The 25,085-nt window shown below is 68.5% G+C and carries 20 protein-coding genes and 1 pseudogene; 6 read left to right on the top strand and 15 right to left on the bottom strand.

All coding sequences use genetic code 11. The annotated features are described in order from the left end of the window. Positions 1–25: 25 nt before the first annotated feature. From PV766_RS00945 to PV766_RS00920, 6 genes are all read right to left on the bottom strand, one after another. Positions 26–856, bottom strand: coding sequence for a hypothetical protein (locus tag PV766_RS00945; RefSeq protein WP_421096246.1), 831 nt, complete (start codon positions 854–856; stop codon positions 26–28). A gap of 194 nt (positions 857–1,050) precedes the next feature. Then, entirely contained in the window at positions 1,051–1,158 is a 108-nt protein-coding gene (locus tag PV766_RS00940) for a methionine/alanine import family NSS transporter small subunit (RefSeq protein ID WP_081494105.1), read from the bottom strand. Beyond that, entirely contained in the window at positions 1,155–2,759 is a 1,605-nt protein-coding gene (locus tag PV766_RS00935; RefSeq protein WP_016934356.1) for a sodium-dependent transporter, read from the bottom strand. The genes PV766_RS00940 and PV766_RS00935 overlap by 4 nt, the downstream gene beginning before the upstream one ends. An 81-nt stretch (positions 2,760–2,840) precedes the next feature. Continuing rightward, positions 2,841–3,989 carry a lysylphosphatidylglycerol synthase transmembrane domain-containing protein gene (locus PV766_RS00930; RefSeq protein ID WP_064064587.1) on the bottom strand — a complete coding sequence of 383 codons (1,149 nt, stop codon included), beginning with the start codon at positions 3,987–3,989 and terminating at the stop codon, positions 2,841–2,843. Beyond that, a complete protein-coding gene (locus tag PV766_RS00925; protein WP_064064586.1) occupies positions 3,990–5,420 on the bottom strand; it encodes an HAD-IB family hydrolase in 1,431 nt (476 codons plus the stop codon). It abuts the gene before it with no gap. Further along, positions 5,417–7,819 carry a glycerol-3-phosphate 1-O-acyltransferase gene (locus tag PV766_RS00920; protein ID WP_421096245.1) on the bottom strand — a complete coding sequence of 801 codons (2,403 nt, stop codon included), beginning with the start codon at positions 7,817–7,819 and terminating at the stop codon, positions 5,417–5,419. Before PV766_RS00920 ends, PV766_RS00925 begins: the two co-directional genes overlap by 4 nt. A 117-nt stretch (positions 7,820–7,936) precedes the next feature. Here PV766_RS00920 and PV766_RS00915 point away from each other — a divergent pair, with 117 nt between their 5' ends. Continuing rightward, on the top strand, positions 7,937–9,487 hold the full coding sequence (locus tag PV766_RS00915; protein ID WP_421096244.1) for an AAA family ATPase: 1,551 nt from the start codon (positions 7,937–7,939) through the stop codon (positions 9,485–9,487). A gap of 69 nt (positions 9,488–9,556) precedes the next feature. On the opposite strand, the gene PV766_RS00910 is transcribed toward PV766_RS00915, so the two are convergent. Then, positions 9,557–10,450 (bottom strand): universal stress protein, encoded by an 894-nt coding sequence (locus PV766_RS00910; RefSeq protein ID WP_016932414.1) that lies wholly within the window; start codon positions 10,448–10,450, stop codon positions 9,557–9,559. Between the two features lie 148 nt (positions 10,451–10,598). Next, entirely contained in the window at positions 10,599–12,131 is a 1,533-nt protein-coding gene (locus tag PV766_RS00905; protein ID WP_421096243.1) for a CHAD domain-containing protein, read from the bottom strand. Positions 12,132–12,297: 166 nt separating this feature from the next. Between PV766_RS00905 and PV766_RS00900 the strand changes: the two genes are divergently transcribed. Next, complete coding sequence (locus tag PV766_RS00900; protein WP_115311540.1) at positions 12,298–12,843, top strand: flavodoxin domain-containing protein; 546 nt, start codon at positions 12,298–12,300, stop codon at positions 12,841–12,843. Between the two features lie 4 nt (positions 12,844–12,847). Here the strand turns inward: PV766_RS00900 and PV766_RS00895 are convergent, their stop codons facing one another. Next, entirely contained in the window at positions 12,848–13,354 is a 507-nt protein-coding gene (locus tag PV766_RS00895) for an SRPBCC family protein (protein ID WP_421096242.1), read from the bottom strand. 28 nt (positions 13,355–13,382) lie between these two features. After that, positions 13,383–14,303, bottom strand: coding sequence for a pseudouridine synthase (locus tag PV766_RS00890; protein ID WP_421096241.1), 921 nt, complete (start codon positions 14,301–14,303; stop codon positions 13,383–13,385). Positions 14,304–14,494: 191 nt separating this feature from the next. On the opposite strand from PV766_RS00890, the gene PV766_RS00885 reads away from it, so the two are divergent. Both PV766_RS00885 and PV766_RS00880 read left to right on the top strand, forming a co-directional pair. Next, positions 14,495–15,490 carry an alpha/beta hydrolase gene (locus PV766_RS00885; protein ID WP_242496764.1) on the top strand — a complete coding sequence of 332 codons (996 nt, stop codon included), beginning with the start codon at positions 14,495–14,497 and terminating at the stop codon, positions 15,488–15,490. Continuing rightward, on the top strand, positions 15,480–16,346 hold the full coding sequence (locus PV766_RS00880; RefSeq protein WP_421096240.1) for an oxidoreductase: 867 nt from the start codon (positions 15,480–15,482) through the stop codon (positions 16,344–16,346). The genes PV766_RS00885 and PV766_RS00880 overlap by 11 nt, the downstream gene beginning before the upstream one ends. A 36-nt stretch (positions 16,347–16,382) precedes the next feature. Here the strand turns inward: PV766_RS00880 and PV766_RS00875 are convergent, their stop codons facing one another. Both PV766_RS00875 and PV766_RS00870 read right to left on the bottom strand, forming a co-directional pair. Then, positions 16,383–16,817, bottom strand: a complete 435-nt coding sequence (locus PV766_RS00875; protein ID WP_026002902.1) for a GNAT family N-acetyltransferase — start codon at positions 16,815–16,817, stop codon at positions 16,383–16,385. Positions 16,818–16,867: 50 nt separating this feature from the next. Further along, positions 16,868–18,049 carry an RNA polymerase sigma factor gene (locus tag PV766_RS00870; RefSeq protein WP_421096239.1) on the bottom strand — a complete coding sequence of 394 codons (1,182 nt, stop codon included), beginning with the start codon at positions 18,047–18,049 and terminating at the stop codon, positions 16,868–16,870. Between the two features lie 210 nt (positions 18,050–18,259). Here PV766_RS00870 and PV766_RS00865 point away from each other — a divergent pair, with 210 nt between their 5' ends. Beyond that, the gene (locus tag PV766_RS00865; RefSeq protein ID WP_129977143.1) at positions 18,260–19,147 is read left to right on the top strand and encodes an oxidoreductase; all 888 of its coding nucleotides are present in this window, start codon (positions 18,260–18,262) and stop codon (positions 19,145–19,147) included. Between the two features lie 21 nt (positions 19,148–19,168). Here PV766_RS00865 and PV766_RS00860 read toward each other — a convergent pair whose 3' ends face one another. The 3 genes from PV766_RS00860 to PV766_RS00850 form a co-directional block, all read right to left on the bottom strand. Beyond that, positions 19,169–21,469 carry a DEAD/DEAH box helicase gene (locus PV766_RS00860; protein ID WP_129977142.1) on the bottom strand — a complete coding sequence of 767 codons (2,301 nt, stop codon included), beginning with the start codon at positions 21,467–21,469 and terminating at the stop codon, positions 19,169–19,171. 133 nt (positions 21,470–21,602) lie between these two features. Then, positions 21,603–22,025 carry an organic hydroperoxide resistance protein gene (locus tag PV766_RS00855; protein ID WP_129977141.1) on the bottom strand — a complete coding sequence of 141 codons (423 nt, stop codon included), beginning with the start codon at positions 22,023–22,025 and terminating at the stop codon, positions 21,603–21,605. Beyond that, positions 22,022–22,486, bottom strand: coding sequence for a MarR family winged helix-turn-helix transcriptional regulator (locus tag PV766_RS00850; protein WP_129977140.1), 465 nt, complete (start codon positions 22,484–22,486; stop codon positions 22,022–22,024). The genes PV766_RS00855 and PV766_RS00850 overlap by 4 nt, the downstream gene beginning before the upstream one ends. A 149-nt stretch (positions 22,487–22,635) precedes the next feature. On the opposite strand from PV766_RS00850, the pseudogene PV766_RS00845 reads away from it, so the two are divergent. Then, a pseudogene (locus PV766_RS00845) lies at positions 22,636–25,058 on the top strand (ATP-dependent Clp protease ATP-binding subunit). The last annotated feature ends 27 nt before the right edge of the window (positions 25,059–25,085 follow it).

The raw sequence follows: 25,085 nt of genomic DNA, 5'->3' as shown, positions 1-25,085 counted from the left end.
GCCCGCCGCAGAATTCCGATGCCGGTCAGGGTGCCGGCACGTCCACGATGCCGATCGTGGGCAGGAAGAAGCACGAGGTCTCGCCGTTCTGCACGGTGCCGAAGATGGCGGAGAGCACGGTCCCCGAACCTGTCTCGACCGGCGCGACCCGCACCCCGCCCATGGGCAGTGTGTCGGCGATGAAACTCGTGACGGCCCTCTCGATGATGCTGCGTGCCGGTTCGCCGATGCCGGCCGGAACCGCTCCCGCCGCAGCCTCCTCCGGTGTGCCCATCGGCACGAAACCGCCCTGGAAGGTGTTGACGTTGAACCACGCGAGCTGGATGCCCGAGGCGTCGGCGTCGTCCCCGAGGCCGACGGGAACGAACGCGAACAGCGTCTCGGCGGGGGCGACGACGTTCAGGTTCTCCGACGCGAAGGGGATGTCGGAGTCGGGCCATGGGCCGGGGAGTGCGCCCGCGACGGCCGGCACGATGCCCAACGGCAGGTCGCCGTCGGCCGTGCAGAACGGTGCGCCGGTGGGGTAGAGGAACGGTTCGACGCCGAGGCGGCGAAGGAATTCCATACCGTCCTCGTAGGCGCCGAGCGGGGTCGATTCCGCGGCGTCGACCGCACTTCCTCGTGCGTTCGCAATGGCTTCGGCCGCGGCCAGAGCGGTGGGATCGACGCCGGGCAGTGCGCGGAGCGCTTCGAGGGCGGCCACGAGCGGGCTCTCGACGGGCGCCTGCGCCGGTGCTGCCGGCTCTGCAGGGGCGGGCTCGGCCACGGCGACGGCGGGAAGCGTCAGGCCTGCGGCGACGGTGAGGGCTGCGGCGGCCGAGAAGCGGCGCATCCGGTGACGGTGTCTGCGGCTCATGTGGGGTTCTCCTCCTGGGGGTCGTGACACCCGGACGGGCTGTACCTAACTCTAAAGTAGAGGTTTAGGTTACGACAGTTCCAGGAGACCACAAAGGCGGCGCTCCGGCCGGAGCGCCGCCCCGTGGCGTTACCGAACCGACACCCTCGGGCGGCAGCGTCGGCAATCGACCCCGTCGGGGTCGCGCGTGCGGATCAGTCCGGATCGTCCGGATGCTTGCGCAGGTGGAGGATGCTCATCACGAGACCACCCCACAGGGTGATCAGAGCGAGGATCATCATGCCCATGGCTGCCGTACTCACTGGGTACCTCCGGTGGACGAGTCGGGTCCGGGGACGGAGTCACCGGACGGAACGGAGACCTGGGCGGATGCGAGCGGACGATTCTCGTCTAGCTCGTATTCCTCGTCGATCCCCTTGCGCCACGGGACGAACGTCAGGAGCACGGCAAGGACGATCACGCCGGCCTGCACGCCCCACCCGAAGGCGGTGACCAGGCTGTCGGGAAGGCCACCGTAACCCTCGCGGATACGGTCGCGGACCTCGCTGAAGAGCATGTAGCCGAGAACCAGTGGGGTGACGATGCCCGTGAACACCATCCATCCCGTTCCCACCCGGAAGGACGACACCGAGTTGAGGTGGTCGCGGAGTTCGGGCAGGCGCCGGTAGATCCAGGCGACCACCACGAGCGCCACGAAGGCGACACCGACGATGCCGAACTGGTTCGCGAAGCGGTCCACCACGTCGAGAGTGTTCAAGCCGGTCGTGGTGGGGAAGAGCAGCAGCGACACGATCGCCGACACACCACCGATGGCCAGGACGGCCGGTACCCGGCCGAGACCGGTCTTGTCCTGGAAGGCCGAGACGGTCACCTGGATGATGCTGATCATCGACGTGAACCCGGCGAAGACCAGCGAGCCGAAGAACAGCACGCCGAAGATCGGGCCACCCGGCATCTCCGAGACGATCGTCGGGAAGGCGATGAACGCGAGACCGATACCGCCCGCGACCACCTCACCGACCTCGACACCCTGGGCCTGGGCCATGAAGCCCAGGGCCGAGAACACACCGATGCCGGCGAGCACCTCGAAGCTCGAGTTCGAGAAACCGACGACCAGACCCGAACCGGTGAGGTTCGTCCTGCGCTTCAGGTACGACGCGTAGGTCACCATGATGCCGAAGGCTACGGACAGCGAGAAGAAGATCTGCGCGTACGCCGCGATCCACACACTGGTGTCGGTCAGCGCCGACCAGTTCGGGCTGAAGAACGCATCCAGACCGGTCGTCGCACCGTCGAGGGTCAGCGACCGGACGACGAGCGCGCCGAACAGCAGAACCAGCAACGGTACGAAGAACCGGTTGGCGTTGCCGATACCGCGCTGGACGCCGAGGGCGAGCACCGCGAGCGTCGCGATCCAGACCAGCAGCAGCGTCCACGCGACACCCGGCACGAAGTTCAGGCCGAAGGTCGCGTCGGTGTCCTGGTTCAGGAACGAACTCATGAAGAAGCCCTCGGGGTCGTCACCCCACGCCTCGGTGATCGAGAAGAAGGTGTACCGCGCGGCCCACGCCACGATCACCGCGTAGTACACGCCGATGACGAAGCACACCAGCACCTGCCACCAGCCGATGAACTCGGCTCCGCGGCGCAACCGGCGGAAGGCCAGCGGCGGCGACCCGCGGAACTTGTGCCCGATCGCGTAGTCGACCAGGAGGAGGGGGATGCCCGCAGTCAGCAGCGCGACCAGATACGGGATCAGGAACGCGCCACCCCCGTTCTCGTATGCGATGTACGGGAAGCGCCAGATGTTGCCGAGTCCGACCGCCGAACCGATTGCGGCCATGATGAACACCGACCGGCCCGACCAGACCTCCCGTTTACGTGTGACCTCGTGCTGTGCCACGGACCTCGTCCCTCCATTCATTCGGATGGAGCAACGCTAGCGCCCCGACCGGCGCACGGGCGATCTTTCGGGTAGGCGTCTTCAGTCGTCGTCCCAGATCCGCAGATCCGGGGGAGTGTCGCCCTCGTCCTCCTCGCCGACGTTCCGGTAGCGGAACGCGAAGACGATCCAGCCGACGGCGGCGACGAGCACGAAACTGATCAATCGGTACACCACCACCGCCGACAGGGCCTGCGCACCGGTCATCCCGCTGGCGGTGAGCGCCGGGACCAGCACCGCATCCATGACGCCCAGCCCCGCGGGAAGCAGCGGGATGGCGCGGCTCGTGGCGGTTCCGGCCGCGTAGGCGACCGCGATACCCGCCAGGCTCGGCGCTCCACCGACCGCGTACGCGGCGAACGCCAGGCACGCGCCGTCGCACACCCAGTTGCTCACCGACCAGCCGAACGCGCGGGCCGCGTGCGGACGGTCGAGTTGCACCGCGCTCAACTGATCGACGATCTTCCGCCACGCCCGGGCACCCGCGTGTTCGGGTTTCTTCCGCAGACGGTTCAGCCCGCGCAGGGCGATCAGGCCGATCGACTCGAACGAACCCGGGTTGCCCGCCGCGTACTGGATGAGCACGACCAGCAGCAGCAGACCGCCGATCGAGAAGATCAACGAGAACGGGTTGTTGCTCGCGCCGACGAGCAGAGCGCCGACGAGGCCCAGCAACGCGAGCCCGGCGGCCTGGAGGAGACCTGCCATGACCAGCTGCCAGGTCGACACCACCGGGGATGCACCCCAGTGGCGCATCTGCCGGTAGGTGAAGGTCGTCCCGACCACCGGCCCGCCCGGAAGGGTCACGCTCATGGAGTTCGCCGCCAGTGCCACCGAGAGCGATTGCCGCTGCGAGACCTTCACGTCCGCCGCGGACAGCAGTGCCCGCTGAACCCGAGCGAAGGTCGACATCTCCGCCATCGACGCGCACACCGCCGCGAGGACCCACCACCAGTACAGGTGCCCGAGGCCGCGGACGCTGTCGGACAACTCCGGCCACACGAGGACGATCTCGACGGTGAGCACCACGACCAGCAGTGCGCCGATGAGCCACTTGAGCCGGCGCCGCCGTTTCGGGGTGAGCGGTCCCGTCTCGGCGGTCGTGCCCTGGTCCGGTTCCGTCTCGTCGGCCGTACCGTCGTCCGGTTCCTCGTCGTCCGGTCGTCCCGGTTTCACTGTCTCGTTCGACATCTAGTCGCCGGGCCAGCTGGACAGGGTGTGGCGGTAGAGATCCTCGACCTCGGCGATGTGCTCTCCGAGCTTCTTCCGCGACCAGCCGTTCACGTCGATCGGTTCGAGTACCGCCACGTCGACGGTGCCCGGACGCAGCAGGGTCGAGTGCTTCCACAGGATCTCACCGGTATTGCGGATCACGACCGGCACGATCGGGACACCGGCCTGCATCGCGATGTGGAAGGCGCCCTTCTTGAATCTGCCGATCGCCGGTGTCAGCGATCGTGTGCCCTCCGGGGCGATGACGAGCGACGTCCCCTGCCGGATGGTCTCGACGACGGGTTCGAGTGCCGCGACCGCCTGCTCGGTGTTGGTGCGGTCGACGAAGGTGGCACCGACGAACCGCAGGAGCGGTCCGAACAGCGGATCGTCGGCCATCTCCTTCTTGGTCACGCCCGTGAAGTCCTGCCTCAGGACCTTGGCCAGCACTATCGGATCGAGCTGACTCTGATGGTTGAAGATGAACACCGCCGGTCGCACGGCCCACGCATTCGCCTCCCCGACGATGCGCACGTTCACGCCGGCAAGCGCCAGTGAGACCTCCGAACCGATGTTGATGATCGAGTCGAGGGCGGTCTTACGGCTGCGGTTGACCAGACCCAGGCCGAGACCCGTCCACACCGAGCCGAAGAAACCGCTGTATGCGGCGACGGTCCGAACGAGCTCCCGCGCACCCGGCGTACCACGCGGCCGGAAACGCATGATCGGCCAGTCGCGTTCGACGGCTGCGCGCGCGAGGGTGCGATCGGGGTTGGTGGCGGTGGGGTTGCCGGTGGTGGCCAGGAACTCCACGTCCTCGCCACCGTTGGAATAGGTGTAGCTGGCCTCGGCGTCGATACCGTGAGTCTCGATGAAACTGCGCGCCGCTTGCGCTTTTCCGCTGCGCCACAACGATTTCCCATCGACCCGCCCGGTGAGCACACCGTTCTCCACCTCGAGGGGGGTGAACAGGATGTGCTCGACTCCCAATGCGTCCCCGGCGGCCTGGATCTGGTAGCGGGACGCCGACGAGGCGATCACCACCGTGTGACCCGCATTCTGGTGCGCCCCGATGAGCTGCCACGCCTCCGGATACAGATGCCCGGCGATCGTCGTCATGAACAGCCGGTTGCCGATCTCGTAGAGTTCGTCCTCGGTGTGACCGCGCCACGCCTTGAAGGCGATCGCGACGAAACGTTCGAAATCATCCTCGGTCTCCGTCCCGCGGAGTCCGTTGATCATCGTCGCGGCGAGTTCGGATGCGGAGACCTTTCCGGCGAGCACCCGATCGCGGAAGAAGTGGACACCGGAGAACCCGTGCACGATGGTGCCGTCGAAGTCGAAGAAGGCCGCCACCTGGGGTCCGTGCGGACCCGTGCGCACCCGTTCGAGGGCCTGCTCGAGATTCACCGCTCCACCTTTCTGTTCGACACGTCGAGCGACTCGGCCAGCGCGACCCGCTGCGCCAACGCCGACAACTCCGTTGCGAATGCCGTCCTGCGTTCGCGGACGATGGCGCTGTTCTCGTTCCGGTCGAGCAGTCCTCGATTGCGTGCCAGGTCGAGTGCGGACGCGAACAACTCCGACGACACCGATTCCGGTCCGTACAAGCGGCGCTGCAACAGCATCTGCCGGCCCACCGCCACACACTCCGCGAGGAAGGCGGCGCGGTCGATCTCGAGCTCGGGGTCCCGCACGGCGAGACGCTCCGCCACGACGAGTTGCGCGTCGAAGAACGACCGCAGCGTGCGGTGCGACATGAAGAAACCGGTCTCGACGAGGCCGGTGAGCGCCTCGTCCTTCGTCGGCAGGGCATCGCCCCAGGACGGGACGAGCCAAGCCAGCTCGTCGCGAATCTGGGCCTCGAAGGTGTCGCGGTCGGGGAAGAAGAACTCGAACTTCAGCAGGTCGCGGAGGTTCTTCGCCTCCTCCCACGCGACACGAGCGGGATCGTCGCCGGGATTGGCGTGCGCGTACAGGATCGCCAGTTCCATGATCGAGCGGTTGACGAACCAGTGCACGCCGCTGTTGCGGTAGAACGCCGCCACGAGATGCTGGCCCGGCTCGATGGAATAGACCGGTTCCTCCCCGCCTGCGTAGGTGGTGACCACACCCGCGTGGGTCAGCGACGAGAGCACATCCTCGAGCCCGCCCTCGACGTCGAGGATGTGCAGGCCGCCCTGCGGAACACCGCGACGGTCGAGATAGCGGCGGACCGGGGCGATCACCGCCCGTACCTCCTCGAGCGTCAGCGAGCGGTCGCGTACACCGAGCAGTGCCAGGGTGACCAGGCAGTTCACCGTCACCGGGGTGTTGCAGTTGATGCCGACCGCGGTCTCGAAGGCGACCTTCTGCAGCGCTTTCCGTCGCAGTGCTCGCACTTCCTCGGGATCCGTCGGCGCCGCGGAGGGGCCGGCGGCGAGAGCGGGTGCGGTCAGGTCCGGATCCCCACCGGCGACCAGCAGTTCGCGCATCGACACCGGATCACCGAACCGCACGTACACGTTCCCGGCCCGCTTGCGCTGGTTGCGGGCGTAACGGACGAGCCAACCCAGCCCTTCGGGCTTCTTCGTGGCGCCGGTCTGTTCGGCGGCGACCGCCGCGACCTCGGCCAGGCCCTCGTAGGTGATCGACACGGGCACCAGCATCGCGTCCTCGACCCGCCCGCCGCGGATCGCGTTGGCGACGTAACTGAGCAGGCCGTAGCGCGGGGCCCGGAGCTTGCCCGTCCGGGTCCGGCCGCCCTCGAAATACCATTCGAGGTTGAACCGCTTGCTGAGCAGGAACGCGAAGTACTCCTCGAGCGCCGCCTTGTACACGTCGTCGTCGGCGAAACTGCGCCGGATGAACACCGTGCCGGTGCGGCGGGCGACGGGACCGATCGGCCAGAAGGTGAGGTTGGCTCCGCCCATGATGTGGTTGCCGGGAAAGTCGTTCGCCGCCAGGATGTCGCCCAGGACGAAGGCGTCGGCATAGGACCGATGCGACGGAAGGAACACCAGGGAGTACCGGCGGTTGGACTCGCGCAGCGCACGCAGGCCGGACTCGTCCGCGTGCACCGTCCAGGCCGCCGCGTGCAGCGGCCGCATCGCCTGCGTGAACAGGTCGGTGACCAGACGCGACTGCACGGCCACCAGTTCGTCGAGCGCACTGCGTGCCCGCGCGTCGATCTCGGCGCGCGACAGACCGTGCTCGGCGGCGATCTCGTCGAGACGGCGCCGGAAGAGCGACGAGTCCATGATCTGTGCGGCGACGAGCCGAGGGACCTTGTAGCGGTCCCCGATCACGGCACGTTCGGCGCGTTCGAGTGCGACGACGGCGCGGCGGGTCACGTATCGCGCGAGGGCCTCGTCGTCGGCGGCGCCGCGCTCCGCGGCGAGCGCGGCACGCAATTCGGACAGGCGGGCCGGTTGGGCCACGACGATCCGGTGGCGGTCGGCACCCTTGCGCACGAGCCACTTCTGCAGCAGCAGATTCGGGTTGCGCGGGTTCGTCAGGGCGAGGACGTCGGAGAACCGCACGCGTCGCGCACCGTCCCGTTCGGCCGGGAGCCACACGACGCGCACGGGCAGGATCAGCGGGTCGTCGGTGCGGGTGACGAGCTGGTCCACGAGCACCCGGGAGTCGAGTTCGAGCGATTGCGGACCGGTCGGCGTGCGGTACTCGGCGGGTACCTCGTCCGAACGCAGCCAGTCCTCGATCATCGTCCGTTCGAGTGTCGTCGTGTACGCCACGACCGCCACCGTCGGTCCGCCGGGTGCCCTCACGGTGTCGTCGCTTCGCGGTCGCCCCAGTTGGTCGTTCCTCATCTCACCCCGTCCAGAAGTCGCCCCGGTGTGAAAGTTACCTGCCGTGGCCGTTTCGTTCGGGCGATCCGGACGATCGCAGAGACTTCGCAGATGCACCGGTGGAGTGCCTGAACGACAATGTGGTGGACGAGAGGGCTCGGTGGACCCGCCGACGGCAGGGAGGACGCAGTGACCGCAGGTACCGGACCGGACGGTGGCGAACATGCAGGGCTCGTCGAGTACGCGGGGCTGCGGGAGACGCACTCGTCGGTGGTGTTCTTCGTCGGCGATCGCGTGCACAAGATGAAGAAGCCGCTCGACCTGGGCTTCCTCGACAACCGCACGCGGGAGGCCCGCGAGCGGATCTGTCACCGCGAAGTGGAACTCAACCGCCGTCTCGCGCCCGACGTCTACCTGGGGGTCGCGGACGTCTACGGCCCGGATGGGCAGCCGTGCGAGCACCTCGTCGAAATGGTGCGGCTCCCGGACGACCGGCGCCTGGCCGCGGCGGTCCGGCGGGGGGAGGACGTGTCGTCGGTGATCGACGAAGTGGCCCGGCAGGTCGCGGCGCTGCACGCTTCCTCGCCGCACAGCCCCGGCATCGACCGGTGTGCCTCCGCGGATTTCGTCGCCGAGTTGTGGGATCTCAGTCTCGACCATCTCGGTGGGCTGGAGGTGGGAGCGGATCGCGCCGACTCGTCGGCACGGATACGCGAGTCCGTGCATCGTTATCTCGCGGGCCGGACGGCCCTGTTCGACGAACGCATCGCGGCGGGCCGGGCCGTGGACGGACACGGCGATCTGCTCGCCGACGACATCTTCTGCCTCGACGACGGCCCGCGCATCATCGACTGCCTCGAGTTCGACGACGAACTGCGCTACGGAGACGCGGTTCTCGATCTGGCCTTCCTTGCAATGGATCTCGAACGTCTGGGCGCCGAGGCCGCGGCACGGCGGCTGCTGGAGCAGTACGCCGAGGTCTCGGGTGATCGGCCGCCGCCGTCGCTCGTGCACCACTACATCGCCTATCGAGCGCTGGTGCGAGCGAAGGTGACCGCCCTCCGCTACGAGCAGGGTGATACGGGGGCGCGGGAGACGGCCGCAGGCTTCCTCGACCTGCTCGAGTGCCATCTCGACCGCGGACGTCTTCGTATGGTGCTCGTGGGGGGTGTCTCCGCAACCGGTAAGACGACGCTCGCGCGCACGGCCGGCGCGTATCTCGGCGCGGAGGTGGTGCGCAGCGACGTCGTCCGCAAGGAACTGGTGGGGCTGCGGCCCACCGCCCGGACCGGCGACGGAACGGACACCGGCCTGTACGCGCCGGCGCATTCGGAGGCGACCTACCGGGAGATGCTCCGCCGCGCCGGGACCGCGCTCACCCGCGGACGATCCGTCGTGCTGGACGCGACCTGGTTGTCGTCCGCGCAGCGCGACGCGGCCCGCAGGGTGGCCGACGACGCGGCAGTGGATGTGATCGAGATCGAATGTCGTGCGGACGAAGGAATCCTTCTGCAGCGGATGGCATCCCGAGCTCAACGCGGCGACGATGCCTCCGATGCGACTCCCGCCGTGCTCGAACGGCAACTCCGGCGGAGGGACCCGTGGCCGGAGGCGTTCCGGATCGACACGGGCGTCGAGACCGTCGACGAGACGCGACTGGAGAGCATGCTCGGTCCGGCGCCCTGGTGATCGCGTCGATCGAACGGGGAACGGGGACCGCTTCCGTCGAAGCGATCCCCGTTCCCCGGAGGAGCCGGTCTAGACCGTGCGCGCGATGAGCACCGGGCACGGGGCCTTGTGCAGCAGGTTCTGACTCGTGGATCCGAGCAGTGCGGCGCGGAACTGGCCACGACCGTGGCTTCCGACCGCGACGAGCTGGGCGTCGTCGAGGTGCGCGAGCAGGACCTTCGTCGCCGGGCCCCGGTCGATCACGCGGTCGACGGTGACCTCGGGGTGACGGTCGCTCCATCCGGCGAGGGTCTCGGCGAGAACCGCGGTCTCCGAGGTCTCCACTGCATCCCAGTCGACCAGCGCGGCGGTGGCGCCGACGCCGAGAGCGGCATCACCGATCCACGAGTGCACGGCACGGAGGGGGACGTTCAGGGCCGAAGCGAGGTCGAACGCGTGAGTGACTGCGGCCGAGGACAATTCGCTTCCGTCCACGCCGACGACGATCGGCCGCGAATCGGGCAGCGGTGCGTCGGTGTCGCCGCGCCACACCACCACCGGACACGGTGCATGGTTCGCGACACGCAGGACGGTGGAGCCGAGCAGGAAGTTCTCCAGTGCGCCCGCGCCGGTGGCGCCCATGACCACCAGACGGGCATCCTCGGCGGCTTCGAGGAGCGACTTGGCCGCGGGGCCGGGGCCGATGAAGCTACCGATCTCGAGATCGGGGTGATCGGCGCGGACGCGCTCGGCGGCGTCGGCGAGGAGCTTCTTGCCGTCCTCCTCGAGCTGCTGGATCATCTGCGACTGCACCAGTACCGCGGCTTCGCTGTAGAAGATGCCCTCCGGGGGCATCGAGTGCACGAGGTGGAGGGGTGCTCCGATACGCGACGCGACGGCGCCGGCCCATCGCGCTGCCGCTACAGCCGTTTCGGAGCCGTCCACGCCTGCGACGACTGCCTTGCCGGTGCTCGGTGTGCTCATCGATGTCTCCTTCTCGTTGCGGCGCCCGGCTTCCCGTGTGCCGGTCGGCTCGAGGTCACGTTACCGCCACGACGCGGTGGTGACCCGCTGTCGACGGTCTTCATGATCCCCGATCGGACAGGACCGGACCAGGGCCTTCGGACCTCGGTCAGCTCCACAACCGGCGGGCCGATCGGTGGGCCTTCCTCCAGCCCTCGTCCAGGTGCGCGGCCTGTGCGTCGCCGATCTCGCTCTCGATGCGGAACAGGATCCCGAGCCCGAAGCTGGTCTCGGCGGTGTGGCCCTGCTCGGAGAGCATGTGCAGGAGGTGTTCCCGGGCCACCACGGAGTCCTGGAATTCGCCGAGCAGATCCTGGAAGGTGTCGAACCGGTCGAGGACCCGCCCGGAGCGCTTCGGATGCAGCGGCGCGATCACCTCGATGGCGTACCGCATCCGTTTGGCCCCCTTGCGGGCCCGGTGCATCAACTCGTCGCGTTCGGCCGTGCTCTCGGCATCTCCCACCTCGGCGACGCGACGCGACACCTTGTCCGAGAGCGATTCGATCGCATGCAGCAGTTCCTTCCGCGCGACCTTCGGTCGTGCACCCACCGCTTCGGTCGCGGGGGCGAGGTCGTCGATCGCCGAGTCGAGTCGGGCGAGCAACGCGACGTACCGGTCGGAACGGAGGGTGTCGACGGCCTCGAGGCGTGCAGCCTCGGATGCGGCCGAGAAGTACTCGTCGATACGGGCACGCGTCGCTTCCCGGTGCGACTCGACCGGGATGTCGGCGACGCGATCCGCGAGTCGTTCCCATTGGACCTCGAGATCGCGCGACGGGCTGAGACGTCTTCCGAGCCAACGCAGTTCGTCGATAAGGTCGTCGTCCACGGCGATCTCGCCGGAGTAGGTCTGCAGTGCGCTGCGCAGGCGCCGTGCGGCCTTGCGCATGCTGTGCACCGAATCGGGAGCGTCGCGACGCACCGCGAGGTCCGACAACTCCAGAGTGTGCAGTTCGGCTGCGAGATAGTCGCGAACGGGGAGCAGGCCCTTCGCGATCCGCGGTCGGGTGGGGATCAGATCACCGAGCACACGGTGCAGTTTCGAGGGGCTTTCCGAGCGGGTGATCCCGGCCGCCGCGAAGCGCTTCTCGAGCGCCGAGAGGAAGCGGCCGATGGTCTTCTCGTCGAACGAGGAGTTCCATTCGACCTCGATCTCCCGCCAGCGGATCTCGGACCCGTCGGCCCGGCGTACGGCGTCCACCTCGTCGACGACCACCTCCGCGAGGAGGTCGCCGTCGGGAGAGCGGAGACGGTGCCGATGCCGTTGCGTGACCAGCAGGGCGGCCAGGCTCAGCGGCGCACCGCGAAGGAGCCCGCGCAGCAGCGACGACAGGTCGGCGGGGATGTCCTCGGCCGAGTCGTCGCCGAGGGGGAAGTGCAGTTCGGTGCGGGTGTCGACACCGGACGGGAGCTTGAGATGCCATCCTGCGTCGTCGCCGCCCTCACGCCTGCGGAGCGTGATCTTCGAGCGCAGCAGGTTCAGGTCGGCAGTGTCGTAGTACTGGGCCGACAGTTCGAATCGGTCGACGTCGATCGCATCGACCGACGGCAACCCCGCCAGGTCGGGGAGCGGCTGGTCGCCGGTGGCGGAGTACTTGCGTTCGGCCTCCTCCGCGGCGGCCGGGGACGGTGTGCTGGGCATCCATCTGCTCCTTCTCGGTACGCGTCGCCTTCCACCTTGCCATGCGGTCCGGTATGCGGTGATTCGTCCGGCTGTGATCTGCCGATACCGGGCAAAGAGCACTTCGGCCCTGGTCAAGGCTCGGTTCCGGGGTGATCATGGTTCGACGCGGGTCCGGAGGGTAGTGATGAAGGTTCTTGTTTCGGTGGCCAGTCGGCACGGTTCGACCGCGGAGATCGCGACCGCACTCGCCGCGTCGATGCGCCACCGCGGCGCACAGGTCGACGTGAACGCGCCCGAGCACGTCGACGATCTCGGCGCGTACGACGTCGTGGTGCTCGGCAGTGCCGTCTATCGCGGTCGCTGGCTGCGCAGCGCACGGGAGTTCGCCGAGCGGTATGCGTCCGAGTTGCGCGAGCGCGACGTCTATCTCTTCTCGTCGGGCCCGGTCGCTTCGGGCGGGCGACGGGTCGACACGTCGTACGACGCGTGCGCCGTCGCCGAACGCGTCGGGGCCTGCGAGCATCGCACCTTCCCGGGAAAGCTGGATCCGGCGGTGCTCGGCACCGGCGAACGGATGGTCGTCAGGATGTTCGGCGCCCCCTCCGGTGATTTCCGGGACTGGGATGCGATCGGAGCGTGGGGTGCGCGGATCGTCGCGCGGACGGCCGGCCGGGAACACGATCTCGACCGGGTCGGATCGGCTCCCGCGCAGCGGGGGGCGCGACGCTAGGGGATCAGTCCGAATCGCTCCGATAGTGCGAACTCAGTTCGGCGGCGCGGTCCCAGATCGACCAGTCGACCGGGCGTCCCGCCAACTGGGCCTCCACCACTTCGAACCCGGCGTGCCAGCCCGCGCCGTGCGCGAGGGCGTCCTCTTCGTCGTCGGTGGTGTGGGTGAGGGTGAGCCAGCACCCGCCGGAGCCGTCGGGAGTGATCTCCCAGTGCAGAACATCGGCGTCCCAAAGGTATTCCAGGATCCGTCCGGTGCGCACCGTGAGGACGCTGCCCGTGGTGGTGTGTCCTTCCGGGAGTCCGAAACGCCGGGTCTGTTCCTGTGTGGATCGGAATTCGAGTGCCGCTCCGGGCGTGAGTTCGAATTCGACGTCGGCAGGGAACCAGGCGCGGAGGTGCTGGGGATCGGTGAGAACGCTCCACACCTTCTCGGGGGTGTAGGGGAACGAGCGTTGGAACCGAAGAGCGACCCTCCCGTCGTAGGTACGCGAGATGATGCCGATATCCATGGGAACCTCCAAGACGAGAACTCGCCGGTCAGCGGGGTCCTGGCGTGCTGTTACCCCATGCTGCCAGGTTTCGTCGGCTTACGAAGCGGGTCGACCGACCTGTGATGGGATCGTGGAACGACACCGATCGCGCCAGTAGCTGCAGTGGATTCGAATAGTCTTGTGCCCCAACCTCGTACACCTCCGGATAGAGGTTGTCGCCGAGAATGGGGATTCCCAGCGAGTTCATGTGGACACGGAGTTGGTGCGTCCTGCCGGTGCGGGGACGCAAAAGGTAACGGGCACGGTCGCCGGCCGTGGCCACGACGTCGATCCGGGTCACCGCGTCGACAGGACCCTCGACCTCGCGCGCCTGCAGGACGCCGCGCTCCTTGACGATGCGGCTGCGTACGTGGAGGGGGAAGTCGAGATGCGGTGCGGCCGGAGCGATCGCTTCGTACTCCTTCTCCACGAGACGCCGGTCGAACAGGGTCTGGTACGCGCGTCGCGCCTCGCGCCGGACGGTGAACACCAGTACGCCCGCCGTGAGCCGGTCGAGCCGATGAGCGGGGGACAGCTCGGGAAGATCCAGTTCCGTGCGCAGCCGGACCAGGGCTGTCTCCGTCACCCACGAGCCGCGAGGTGTGGTCGCCAGGAAGTGCGGCTTGTCGACCACGAGCAGGTTCTCGTCCCGATGGAGGATGTCGATCTCGAACGGGACGCGCGGCTGGACCGGAGGATCACGGTAGAGATACACGAATTCACGTGGGGTGTACGGCGTGGAGAACGTGATCGGAGTTCCGTCCCGTACGACCACTTCGCCGCCTTCGATCTTCTCCGCAATTCGTGTCGTATCGCTCGGGAAGCGCGCCGCCAGGAACTCCGCCATGGTCTCCCAGCTGGCATTTTCCGGCAGTCGCAGGCGGGTGGGGTTCAAGCCGTCGCGAACGGGGAGGGGAGCGTCGGGCACGGATCGTCAGGTTAGTCGCACCGTGGGATTCCCGGTGCCGACGCTGTGTCGACAACGTGCCGAAGCCGCGTCGATAACACGGCCGGGCTTTCCACGATAACGATTGTGTGCAAGCCTGCTTAAGGTTTCTGCACCGTCGATACCCTGGGACGGAAGTGAAGAATGTTACTGGAGTGCAAGGGGAGCTTGTTGTGACGATTTCGGCGAAGACCGGAACACGTCGGCGGGGGGGACGCGCTCTCGTTCGGCTACTGGTGGCAGCGGTGGTACTTCCACTGGCCCTCGTGTTCACAGGAGTCGGGGCCGGGACGGCCTCGGCCGACCCGTACACCCGGTTCCACGAGGACATGGTCGCGGCACCGGGCGGTGTAGGCGCGATCAAGGTGCGCATCTGGCGAGCGAACAACGGCAGCAACAAGGCCGTCTATCTGCTCGACGGGCTGCGTGCCACCGACGACATGAGCGGCTGGGAACACGAGACCAACGCGGCGTGGCTCGCCGACCACGGTGTCAACGTGATCATGCCGGTCGGTGGGCAGTCGAGCTTCTACGCCGATTGGTACGCGCCGAGCAATTTCAACGGTCAGCCCTACACGTACAAGTGGGAGTCCTTCCTGACCCAGAACCTGCCGGACCATCTCGCGAACGTCTACGGCATCGACCGCGGCAACAACGCGGTGGTCGGCCTGTCGATGGGCGGCAACGCGGCGCTGATCCTGGCCGCCTACCACCGCAACCAGTTCACCTTCGCCGGTTCGTTGTCGGGTTACCTCAACCTCTCGGCACCGGGGATGCGCGAAGCCATCCGTGTGGCCATGCTCGACGCCGGCGGATACAACTCCGACGCGATGTGGGGACCGCCCTGGGATTCGGCGTGGCTGCGTCACGACCCGTTCGTCGCGGCGCCGAACCTGCGCGGTCTGCCGATGTGGATCTCCGCGGCGAGCGGTCTGCCCGGCCAGTACGACCGGCCGGGCTCGCTCGTGGGCAGCTTCAACACGACCAACGCCATGGGGCTCGAAGCGCTCGCCCTCACGCAGAACCGTGCCTTCCAGGTGCGCCTGCTGACCCTGGGCATCGACACCGCACACTTCTCGTTCCCGGTCCTGGGCACCCACTCGTGGGGATACTGGCAGGACGAGCTGTGGGCGATGCTCCCGATGCTCAAGTCCTCGATTGGCGCCTGACGCTTCCACAACGCTGGTCGGCCGCACCGTCGTCGTGACGGGGGCCACCAGCGGTGTGGGTGAAGCGACGGCCCGGGCGCTCGGAGCTGCCGGAGCCAGGGTTGTGATCGCCGGCCGCAATGTCGACCGTGGCAAGCGCATCGCCGAGGAGATCGGGCCCCGGGCCGAGACGATGTCGCTCGATCTCGCCGATCTCTCGGCGATCCGTGCCTTCGCGGACGCCTTCGCCGATCGGCAGATCGACGTCCTGGTCAACAACGCCGGGGTGATGGCGGTTCCGCTCAGCCGCACCGCCGACGGGTTCGAGATGCAGATGGGAATTAACCATCTCGGACACTTTGCCCTCACCGGACTGCTGTTGCCACGCATCACCGGTCGCGTCGTCACGGTGTCGAGCGCCGCTCACCTCCTCGGACGCGTCGATCTCGACGACCTGAACTGGGAACGGCGCCCGTACAACCGTGCCGCCGGGTACGCGCAGTCGAAGCTCGCGAACCTGCTGTTCGGTCTCGAACTGGAACGCCGCCTCGCTGCGGCCCGCTCGCCTCTGCGCGCGGTCGCGGCCCACCCCGGCTACGCGGCGACGGAAGTGGGCAGCCACACGGGGACGTGGTTCGACCGGCTGTTCGGCTTCGGCAAGAGGGTCCTGCAGCGCACGCCGGACCAGGGGGCCGAATCGGTCGTGCTCGCCGCCTCCGATCCGGCTGTCTCGGGTGGTTACATCGGTCCGCGCTTCCTGCTGTACGGATCCCCCGGTGTCGCCGCCGTGGGGCGTCGTGCCCGCGACCGGGAGACCGCGACGCGTCTGTGGGAGCTGTCGGAGAAGCTCACCGGAGTGCACTTCGAGATCGGCTGATGACCGTCTTCGACGCAGGCTGATGCGCGTCCCCGGTCACGCGGTCCGGCGCATCGGCACGTGGTCGATCCCGGCCTCGATGTAGTTCGGTCCGGTGCGCACGAATCCGAATCGGGCGTACCAGTTCTCCAGGTACGCCTGCGCCGAGATGTCGACCACCGCCGGACAGGTCGCGAGCGCCGCCTCGATCAGGTCGGCGGCGAGCCCGCGTCCGCGTGCGTGCCGGGCGGTGGCGACTCGCCCGATGTGGGCGATGTCCCCGTCGTCGTGGAGCACGCGCAGGGTGGCGAGCACTTCGTCTCCGTCCTGCGTCCAGAACAACTCGGTGGCCGGGTCGAGATCGCGCCCGTCGAGTTCCGGTTCGCAGGTGATGCCCTGCTCGAAGACGAACACGTCGGTGCGCAGCGCGACGATCCGGTACAGACTCTCGGGGTCGGTCTTCCGCAACGGTGAATGGTGAATGGACGGCACGTCTCGATGGTAGGGGCGGGGGTTCACCGTCCCGTCGTGAACTCTGTGCGTCACCCGCTGCCGCGTGGAGGGAAGGTCGGCAGCATCGGCATCTCCCGCGGGGTGGTGGGTGCACCCGAGGTGGTGGGACGACCCGTCGCGGTGCCCGGTGCGTCGCTCTCCTCGGTGTCCCGGTGCTGACGCTCCTCTTCCGGCTCGGCCTCGCGTCCGGGACCTCCGCGCCTGGTGAAACCGCTACCGGTCGATGTCGCCGTCGTAGTGGAGGCAGCGGTGGATGCCACAGTGGGTTCGGTGAGCGGGGCCGCAGTGGTGGTCGCCACCGGTGCCTCGATCATCGCCTCCTCCGTCGTCGTCTCCGGAGCCTCGGGCGTCGTAGTGGTCTCGGTCGCGGTGTCGGCCGTGGTCGTGGCGACCGCGGATCCCGCGTCGAGCGTCGATCCGGTGGCGGGGCGCAGAACCTGCCGGTCGACGGGCTCGGCCTGCGGGAACGCGTACAACGCACCCACACCCAGAGCGGCGAACAACGCCACCGATGCCGCGACGACGGGGAGGGTGCGCTTCGCGCGACGATCACGACGCGGAAAGCCTTCACGGTCCACCGGTTCGAGCCGCCGGCCGAGATCGAGCAGTTCCGCCTCCGAAGGTTGCACCGCCAGGACCCGTCCCCGCAAGTGGGCGGGCAGCGGAGCGAAGGGGAGAAGGGAGAAGGTTCCGAGCGCATTCGGTACGCGGGGCACCGCCCGGTCGACGAAGTCCTGCGCATGGGCGAGGACACGCCCGTCGCCCGCAGACCCGAGCATCGCCACGATCTCGTGAGACGAGAAGTGTTGCCGCACCGCGAGATCGACCACCTCGCGGGCGGTGCCGCCGAGCAGATGGACGGCCTCGCGGACCTCGAGCACCTCGGGTCCGGCCTGGTAGGCGGGATCGGTGGCGGGGAGATATTCGAGTGCGGATCCGGTCCGGTTCAGTACCCGGAGACACTCGGCCCGGACCACGGCGTGGAGCCAGGCGCGGAGGAGTCCGGGATCGCGCAGCGACCGGATACGTGCGGCCGCCGTCCAGACGGAGTCGTACACCACGTCCGATGCGGACGACACGGGGACGAAACCGCACGCGTATGCGTACAGACCGGGGGCGAAACGGTCGTAGACCGCTGCCGTGGCATCCGGCGCTCCGTTCCGCAACGCTGCGGCGAGCTCACGATCCGGACGTCCGGGGTGGTGCCCCATCGATGGAACCTTCCTGTCGTGCATACGCCCCCGCGCGCGTGCGACCGTACGTTCCGGGGCAGTCTACGAGCAGGTGCGGGCGACGGCGAGGATGCAATCCATCGGGACCACCGTGCGGGACCCGGGGGCATTGCCGCGGGACGCGGGGGGGCATCGCCGCGGGACGCGGGGGACTGTCGCGGCGCGACACGCGTCCGTAGGGTGGCGGGCATGGGGTGGACGACGAACGATATTCCGGATCTGTCGGGACGCACGATGATCGTGACCGGAGCCAACAGCGGTCTCGGTGCGGAGACCGCCCGGGCACTCGCGCGGGCCGGAGCCGAGGTGGTGCTCGCCTGCCGCGACGTCGCCAAGGGCGAGGCGGTCGCGGCCGGACTCGGCGACCGCGCCCGGGTCCGTCGTCTGGACCTGGCGGATCTGGCATCGGTACGTGCATTCGCCGAGGCGGTGCGGGCCGAGTACGAGCGCATCGACGTCCTGGTCGACAATGCCGGTGTCATGGCGGTGCCGTTGCGGCGGACGGCCGACGGCTTCGAGATGCAGATCGGGACCAACCACTTCGGCCACTTCGCGCTCACCGGGCTGTTGATCGATCGCATCACCGACCGGGTCGTGACGGTCAGCAGCGCGATGCACCGCATCGGCAGCATCGATCTCGACGACATCGACTGGGAACGCCGCCGGTACGAGCGGTGGCTCGCCTACGGGCAGTCGAAGCTGGCGAATCTGCTGTTCGCATACGAGCTGCAGCGGCGTCTCACCGCAGCCGGATCGAATGTGAGATCGATTGCCGCGCATCCGGGTTACTCGTCGACGAATCTGCAGTACCGCAGCGAGTCCTGGCACGGGAAGATCGTCGAACTCGTCACTCCGATCATCGGGCAGTCCCCGCAACAGGGCGCGCTCCCGAGCCTCTACGCGGCGACCGCACCGGACGCGGAGCCGGGCGGCTATTACGGGCCCGACGCCTTCTTCGAGATGCGCGGCCATCCGAAGCGGGTGCAGTCCAGCTCGCGTTCCCGCGACGAGATCCTGGCCCGGAAACTGTGGGAGCTGTCGGAGCGGCTGTGTTCCGTCGAGTACTCGATGCCCTGAGCTCAGGGGAGGCCCCGGCCGTCAGGTCAGGGTGAAGGAGACCGGCGGCAGTTCGTCCCGCCGGCACAGTCCGGTCTGGTCCACGAGGTCGAGGGTCCTCAGATATCGGCGGACCAGATCGCCCGCCGACAGTCCGGCATCCGACGCGGTGCGCAGGGCAGCGGCGAGTCCGTCCCCGCGCGCCCAGCGGTGGATCGCGGCGACGGCGATCGGATCCGGATCCGGCCCCACTTCCAGTCCGAGTCGTTCCTCGCGTCCGGCGAGTTCGCTCCACAACCGCGAGGTGGCGCGCAGCGCCTCGTCGATCGCCGGGGTCGTACGGCCGGGGACACCGACGGTGCGGCGCCGGGTCTCGCCCAGAGCGCTGGAGGCGACGGCGGCGAGTTCGGCGGGTGTCAGTCCCGACCAGGCTCCGGTGCGGACACACTCGGCGACGAGAAGTTCGTTCGTGCAGTAGATCCGGCCCAGCCGGCGACCGTCGTCGGTGACGTAGGCCGACCCGCCCACCGGATCCCGGAGCAGATAGCCCCGATCCTCGAGCAGATCCAGTGTGCGATCGAAGGTGTCGGCGAGACGGCCGGTGACCGTCTCGATCTGCGATCGCATTCGTTCGGTGTCGCCGTGCACCGCGGCGCGCCGGGCGGAGAGGGTGAGGAGACGGTCCTTGTCGCCGCGCCGGTGCGCCGGATGTGAGCGCACCGCCCGTGCGAGCGAGGCGACGAGGTCGGCCGAGCCGGATCGTCGCGCCTCGGCGAGCCGCTCGCTCAGATGCCGGTACTCCGTGAAGCCTTCGACGTCGCCGAGTTCGGTGTCGAGATCGCGGAGCGTGGTCGTGTTCGCGCGGACAGCGTCGGTGAGTGCTGCGACGGACCGCTCGGCCTGGAACTGGGCGAACGAGCGTCGCAGGAACTCCCGCGCACCGGGGACGCCGCGACCGGCGACCAGGTTGATCGCGGTGGTGTATCCCACACGCAGCGAACTGTGCAGCGGATAGGAGCGTGCGCCGGCGAGACCGGCGACCGTCGCGGGGTCGGCTTCGGGACTCCACAGCACCACGGCGTGCCCTTCGACGTCGATACCGCGACGACCGGCACGGCCGGTGAGCTGCGTGTACTCGCCGGGGGAGAGGCGCACCTGGCCGTCGGCGGTGGGTTTGACGAGACGTTCGAGGACGACGGTGCGCGCCGGCATGTTCACTCCCACGGCGAGGGTCTCGGTGGCGAACACGACCCGCACGAGACCGCGGGCGAACAGTTCCTCGACGGTGTGCCGGAAGGCGGGGATCAAACCGGCGTGGTGCGCGGCGAAGCCACGTTCGAGACCTTCGAGCCACCCGGTGTGACCGACCGCGTCGAGGTCGGCGGGTGGCAGGGCCGCGGTGTGCCGGTCGGCGACTGCGCGGATCTCGGCGGTGTCGGCGGCCTCGGTGAGACGGACCGACGATTCGAGGCATTCGGTGACGGCGTCGTCACAACCGTTGCGGCTGAACCGGAACCAGATGGCCGGCAGCAATTGTTCGGCCTCGAGCCGGGCGACGGTACCGGGCAGGTCGCCGCCGGCCGGTCCGGGTGCTCCGCGTGCCCGTCGCCGTCGCCGTCCTCTGCCGGTCGCAGGGCCGGGCGCGGCTTCGACGAGCCGGCGGTGGGCGATGTACCGCTCGAGGGTCTCGTCGACGGTGCCGCCGGGCGACAGCAGGTCGAACAGGCGTCCGCCGGCGAGCATGTGCTGGGTGAGCGGTACGGGGCGGGTCTCCTCCACGACGACGGCCAGGTCGCCGCGGATGCCGCGCAGCCAGCCACCGAATTCCTCGGCGTTGCTCACCGTGGCCGACAGGCTCGTCAGCCGGACGTCGTCGGCGAGCGAGAGGATTGCTTCCTCCCAGACCGCGCCGCGCTCACGATCGGCGAGATAGTGCACCTCGTCCATGACGACGTGGGTGAGACCGTGCAGAAGTGGGGAGCCGCCGTGCAGCATGCTGCGCAGCACTTCGGTGGTCATGACGACCACGGGCGCGTGGGGGTCCAGCGAGATGTCGCCGGTGAGCAGACCGACCCGGTCGTCGCCGAAACGGCGCGACAGGTCGAGATACTTCTGGTTGCTCAGCGCCTTGATGGGGGTGGTGTAGAAACAGCGACCGCCCGCTGCGAGCGCGAGGCGAGCGGCGAATTCGCCGACGACGGTCTTGCCCGCCCCGGTGGGAGCGCACACCAGCACGTCGCGGGCGTCTTCGAGGGCGTGGCAGGCCTCGAGCTGGAAGTCGTCGAGGGGGAAATCGAGTTCGGCCGCGAACGTCGTGAGCTGCGACCGGTCCTGCGTGCGCACGTCTCCACGCTACGGGTCGGCGTGGACACGTGCGCCGCGCAGGGGCGCGTCACTCGCCCGTCACCCTCGGGGGTGACTCAGTCGCCCGTCACCCTCGGGGGTGACTCAGTCGTCCGTCACCCTCGGGGGTGACTCAGTCGTCCGTCACCTCGAGGGTGACGTCGATGTTGCCGCGGGTCGCGTTGGAGTACGGGCATACCTGATGGGCTTTCTCGGTGAGCTCGAGCGCCTTCTCGCGGGAGAGGTTCGGCAGGGTCACCTCGAGGGTGACGGCGAGACCGAATCCGCCGGCGTCGGTCGGGCCGATGCCGACGCGGGCGCCGACGGCCGAATCGCTGACGTCCGCCTTCTCCTGCCGGGCGATCATCTGCAACGCCGAATGGAAGCACGCGGCGTAGCCGGCGGCGAAGAGCTGTTCGGGGTTGGTTCCCTTCCCGCTGCCACCCATCTCGGTGGGCAGGGCGAGGTCGACGTCGAGCTTGCCGTCGCTGGTGCGGGCGTGGCCGTCGCGGCCTGCCCCGGTGGCGAGTGCTTCGGCGGTGTAGACGATGTTCACGATGTCCTGCCTTTCTTCGAGAGTGCGCCGGGTGCTTCCTGCAACGCGGCGGTCAGGCGGTGGAGCGTCTCGCGCAGCGCGACCAGTTCGTCGACGTCGAACCGGCTGTCCCGCGTCACGCAGCCGGGGATGTCCGCGGCCTCTGTCCGGAGTGCATCCCCCGCTTCGGTGAGATGGACGACGACACGACGTTCGTCGGTCTGCTGCCGGCGTCGTTCGACGTATCCGGCGGCCTCGAGCCGCTTGAGCAGGGGGGACAGTGTGCCGGTGTCGAGATCGAGCGAGTCGCACAGATCCTGCACGCCTCGCGCATCGCGTTCCCACAGTGCCAGGAGTACGAGGTATTGCGGGTAGGTGATGCCCAGCCGGTCGAGATGTGGCCGGTAGGCGGCCGTGACGGTGCGGGACGCGCGGTAGAGCGCGAAGCACACCTGCTGGTCGAGTTCGAGGGGAGACGACACGAGATGAATGTAGTGCACCGTTATGTTGTGCACAATATTGATGGCCCCAACCGGATGTGTGATCCAGATCATTCACGCATGGGAATTGCACGGCAGCCGGGCACGTTAGTTGAGTGAGAATGGCTCAAGTTCGACAGAAAGGCTTCGGAATGCCGGCATTCTTCGGACCTGGTGGCCCCGGCCGAATCGACATCACGCGTTTCATGAGCCGCGGCACCCAGGACCTCCTCGCCCACGCGGCGCGTTACGCCACCGACCGTGGTGACGCGGAACTCGACGTGCTGCACCTCCTCCGCGCGATGGCGGAGCAGGATCCGTCCCGCACGGTCATGACCCGCGCCGGGGCCGACCCCGCCGACGTCGCTGCGGCCGTCGACCAGCGGCTGCCGCAGAGCCGCCCCGGTGAGGCCGTCTCCGCACCCGCACTGACCGGTGCCGTGAAGACCGCACTCCTCGAAGCGCACCAGCTCTCGCGTGCGCTCGGCTCCACCTACATCGACCCCGAGCACCTGTTCTTCACGCTCGCGGCCGACCAGACCCGTGCTCCCGGACGCCTGCTGGCGTCGCTGGGCGTGACACCGCAGGCGTTGCAGACCGCGCTGCAGCCCGTCCCCACGGCTCCCGTCGCCGAGGAGACGTCCACGCCGACGCTCGACAAGTTCGGCGTCGACCTCACCGAACGGGCCCGGGGCGGCGGCATCGACCCCGTCATCGGCCGCGCCGACGAGATCGAGCAGACGATCGAGATCCTCGCCCGGCGTACCAAGAACAACCCGGTGCTCGTCGGTGAAGCCGGTGTCGGCAAGACGGCCATCGTCGAAGGGCTCGCCCAGCGCATCGTCGACGGCGCCGTCCCGGAGGTCCTGCAGGACAAGCGCATCGTCCAGCTCGACCTGACCGCGATGGTCGCCGGAACCCGCTACCGCGGCGACTTCGAGGAACGCCTCACCACGGCGCTCGACGAGATCGTCGCCCAGCAGGGCAGGCTCATCGTCTTCATCGACGAGATCCACACCGTCGTCGGTGCGGGCGCCGGCAACGAGGGCGCGATGGACGCGGCGAACATCCTCAAGCCGAAGCTCGCCCGCGGTGAACTGCACGTCGTCGGTGCGACCACCCTCGACGAGTACCGCAAGCACATCGAGAAGGATCCGGCACTCGAACGTCGTTTCCAGCCGGTCACGGTCGACGAGCCCGCACGCGACGACGCCGTCGCGATCCTGAAGGGTCTCGCCGATCGGTACGCCGAGTTCCACAAGGTCCGGTACACCGACGAAGCGCTCGAAGCGGCCGTCGACCTGTCGATGCGGTACCTGCCCGACCGGCACCTGCCGGACAAGGCGATCGACCTCGTCGACCAGGCCGGTGCACGACTGCGCCTGCGGACCCCCGCACGGATGTGACCGAACTGCGTTCGCGGCTGGGCGAACTCGAAGCGGAGAAGGACCGGGCCGTCGAAGCCGAGCAGTACGAGGAGGCCTCGCGCATCCGCGACGAGATCCTCCGTCTCCAGGCACGGATCGACAGCGGCGACGGAACCGGCGAGGAAACTCCCACCGTCGATCCGGAACTGATCGCCGAGATCGTCTCGCGGGCCACCGGTGTCCCGGCCTCGCAGATGACCCGCGCGGAGAAGGAGAGGCTGCGCACTCTCGAGGACGAGCTGCACAAGCGCGTCGTCGGGCAGGACGAAGCCGTGCACGCCGTGGCACGCGCCGTGCGGCGCAGCCGCTCCGGCATGAGCGACCCGCGTCGTCCGGTGGGCAGCTTCCTGTTCCTCGGTCCCACCGGCGTCGGCAAGACCGAGCTCGCGAAGGCGCTCGCCGAGGTCCTCTTCGGCGACGAGCGCACCATGCTGCGCATCGACATGAGCGAGTTCGGCGAACGCCACACCGTGAGCCGTCTCGTCGGTGCCCCTCCCGGTTACGTCGGCTACGGCGAGGCCGGGCAGCTCACCGAACAGGTGCGTCGCCACCCCTATTCGGTGGTGCTGCTCGACGAGATCGAGAAGGCGCACCCGGACGTGTTCAACACGTTGCTGCAGGTCCTCGACGACGGTCGCCTCACCGACGGTGAGGGACGCACGGTGGACTTCACCAACACCGTCGTCATCATGACCAGCAACCTCGGTTCGGACATCATCTCGAGTCGCGGTGGCGCGCTCGGCTTCACCACCGGCGACGCCGAGGCGGCCGAGAAGCCGTTGCGCGACCGGGTCATGGGACGGCTGCGCGAATCGATGCGGCCGGAGTTCCTCAACCGCATCGACGAGATCGTGATGTTCCGCAAGCTCGACGACGACCAGCTGCATCGGATCACCGAGCTGTTGCTCGCCGACAGCCGGAAGCGTCTGCAGAGCAAGGGGATCGATCTCGAGTTCACTTCCGACGCGGTGGCGTGGATCGCCCGCAACGGTCACCAGCCCGAGTTCGGTGCCCGCCCGTTGCGCCGCTCGATCTCCCGGGTGGTCGACGATCGCATCGCCGACATGCTGCTCGACGACGCACTCGCCGAGGGCAACCGGGTCACGGCGGACGTCGTCGACGACGAACTGCTGCTCCAGGTGAGCTGACCTGCGGGACGAGGAAGGGGAGAGATG

It is taken from the genome of Rhodococcus sp. As11 (genome assembly GCF_048957735.1).
Taxonomy (GTDB): Bacteria; Actinomycetota; Actinomycetes; order Mycobacteriales; family Mycobacteriaceae; genus Rhodococcus; species Rhodococcus gordoniae.
The sequence above is the reverse complement of the archived record's forward strand: the minus strand, read 5'-3'. Positions and strand labels throughout refer to the sequence as shown.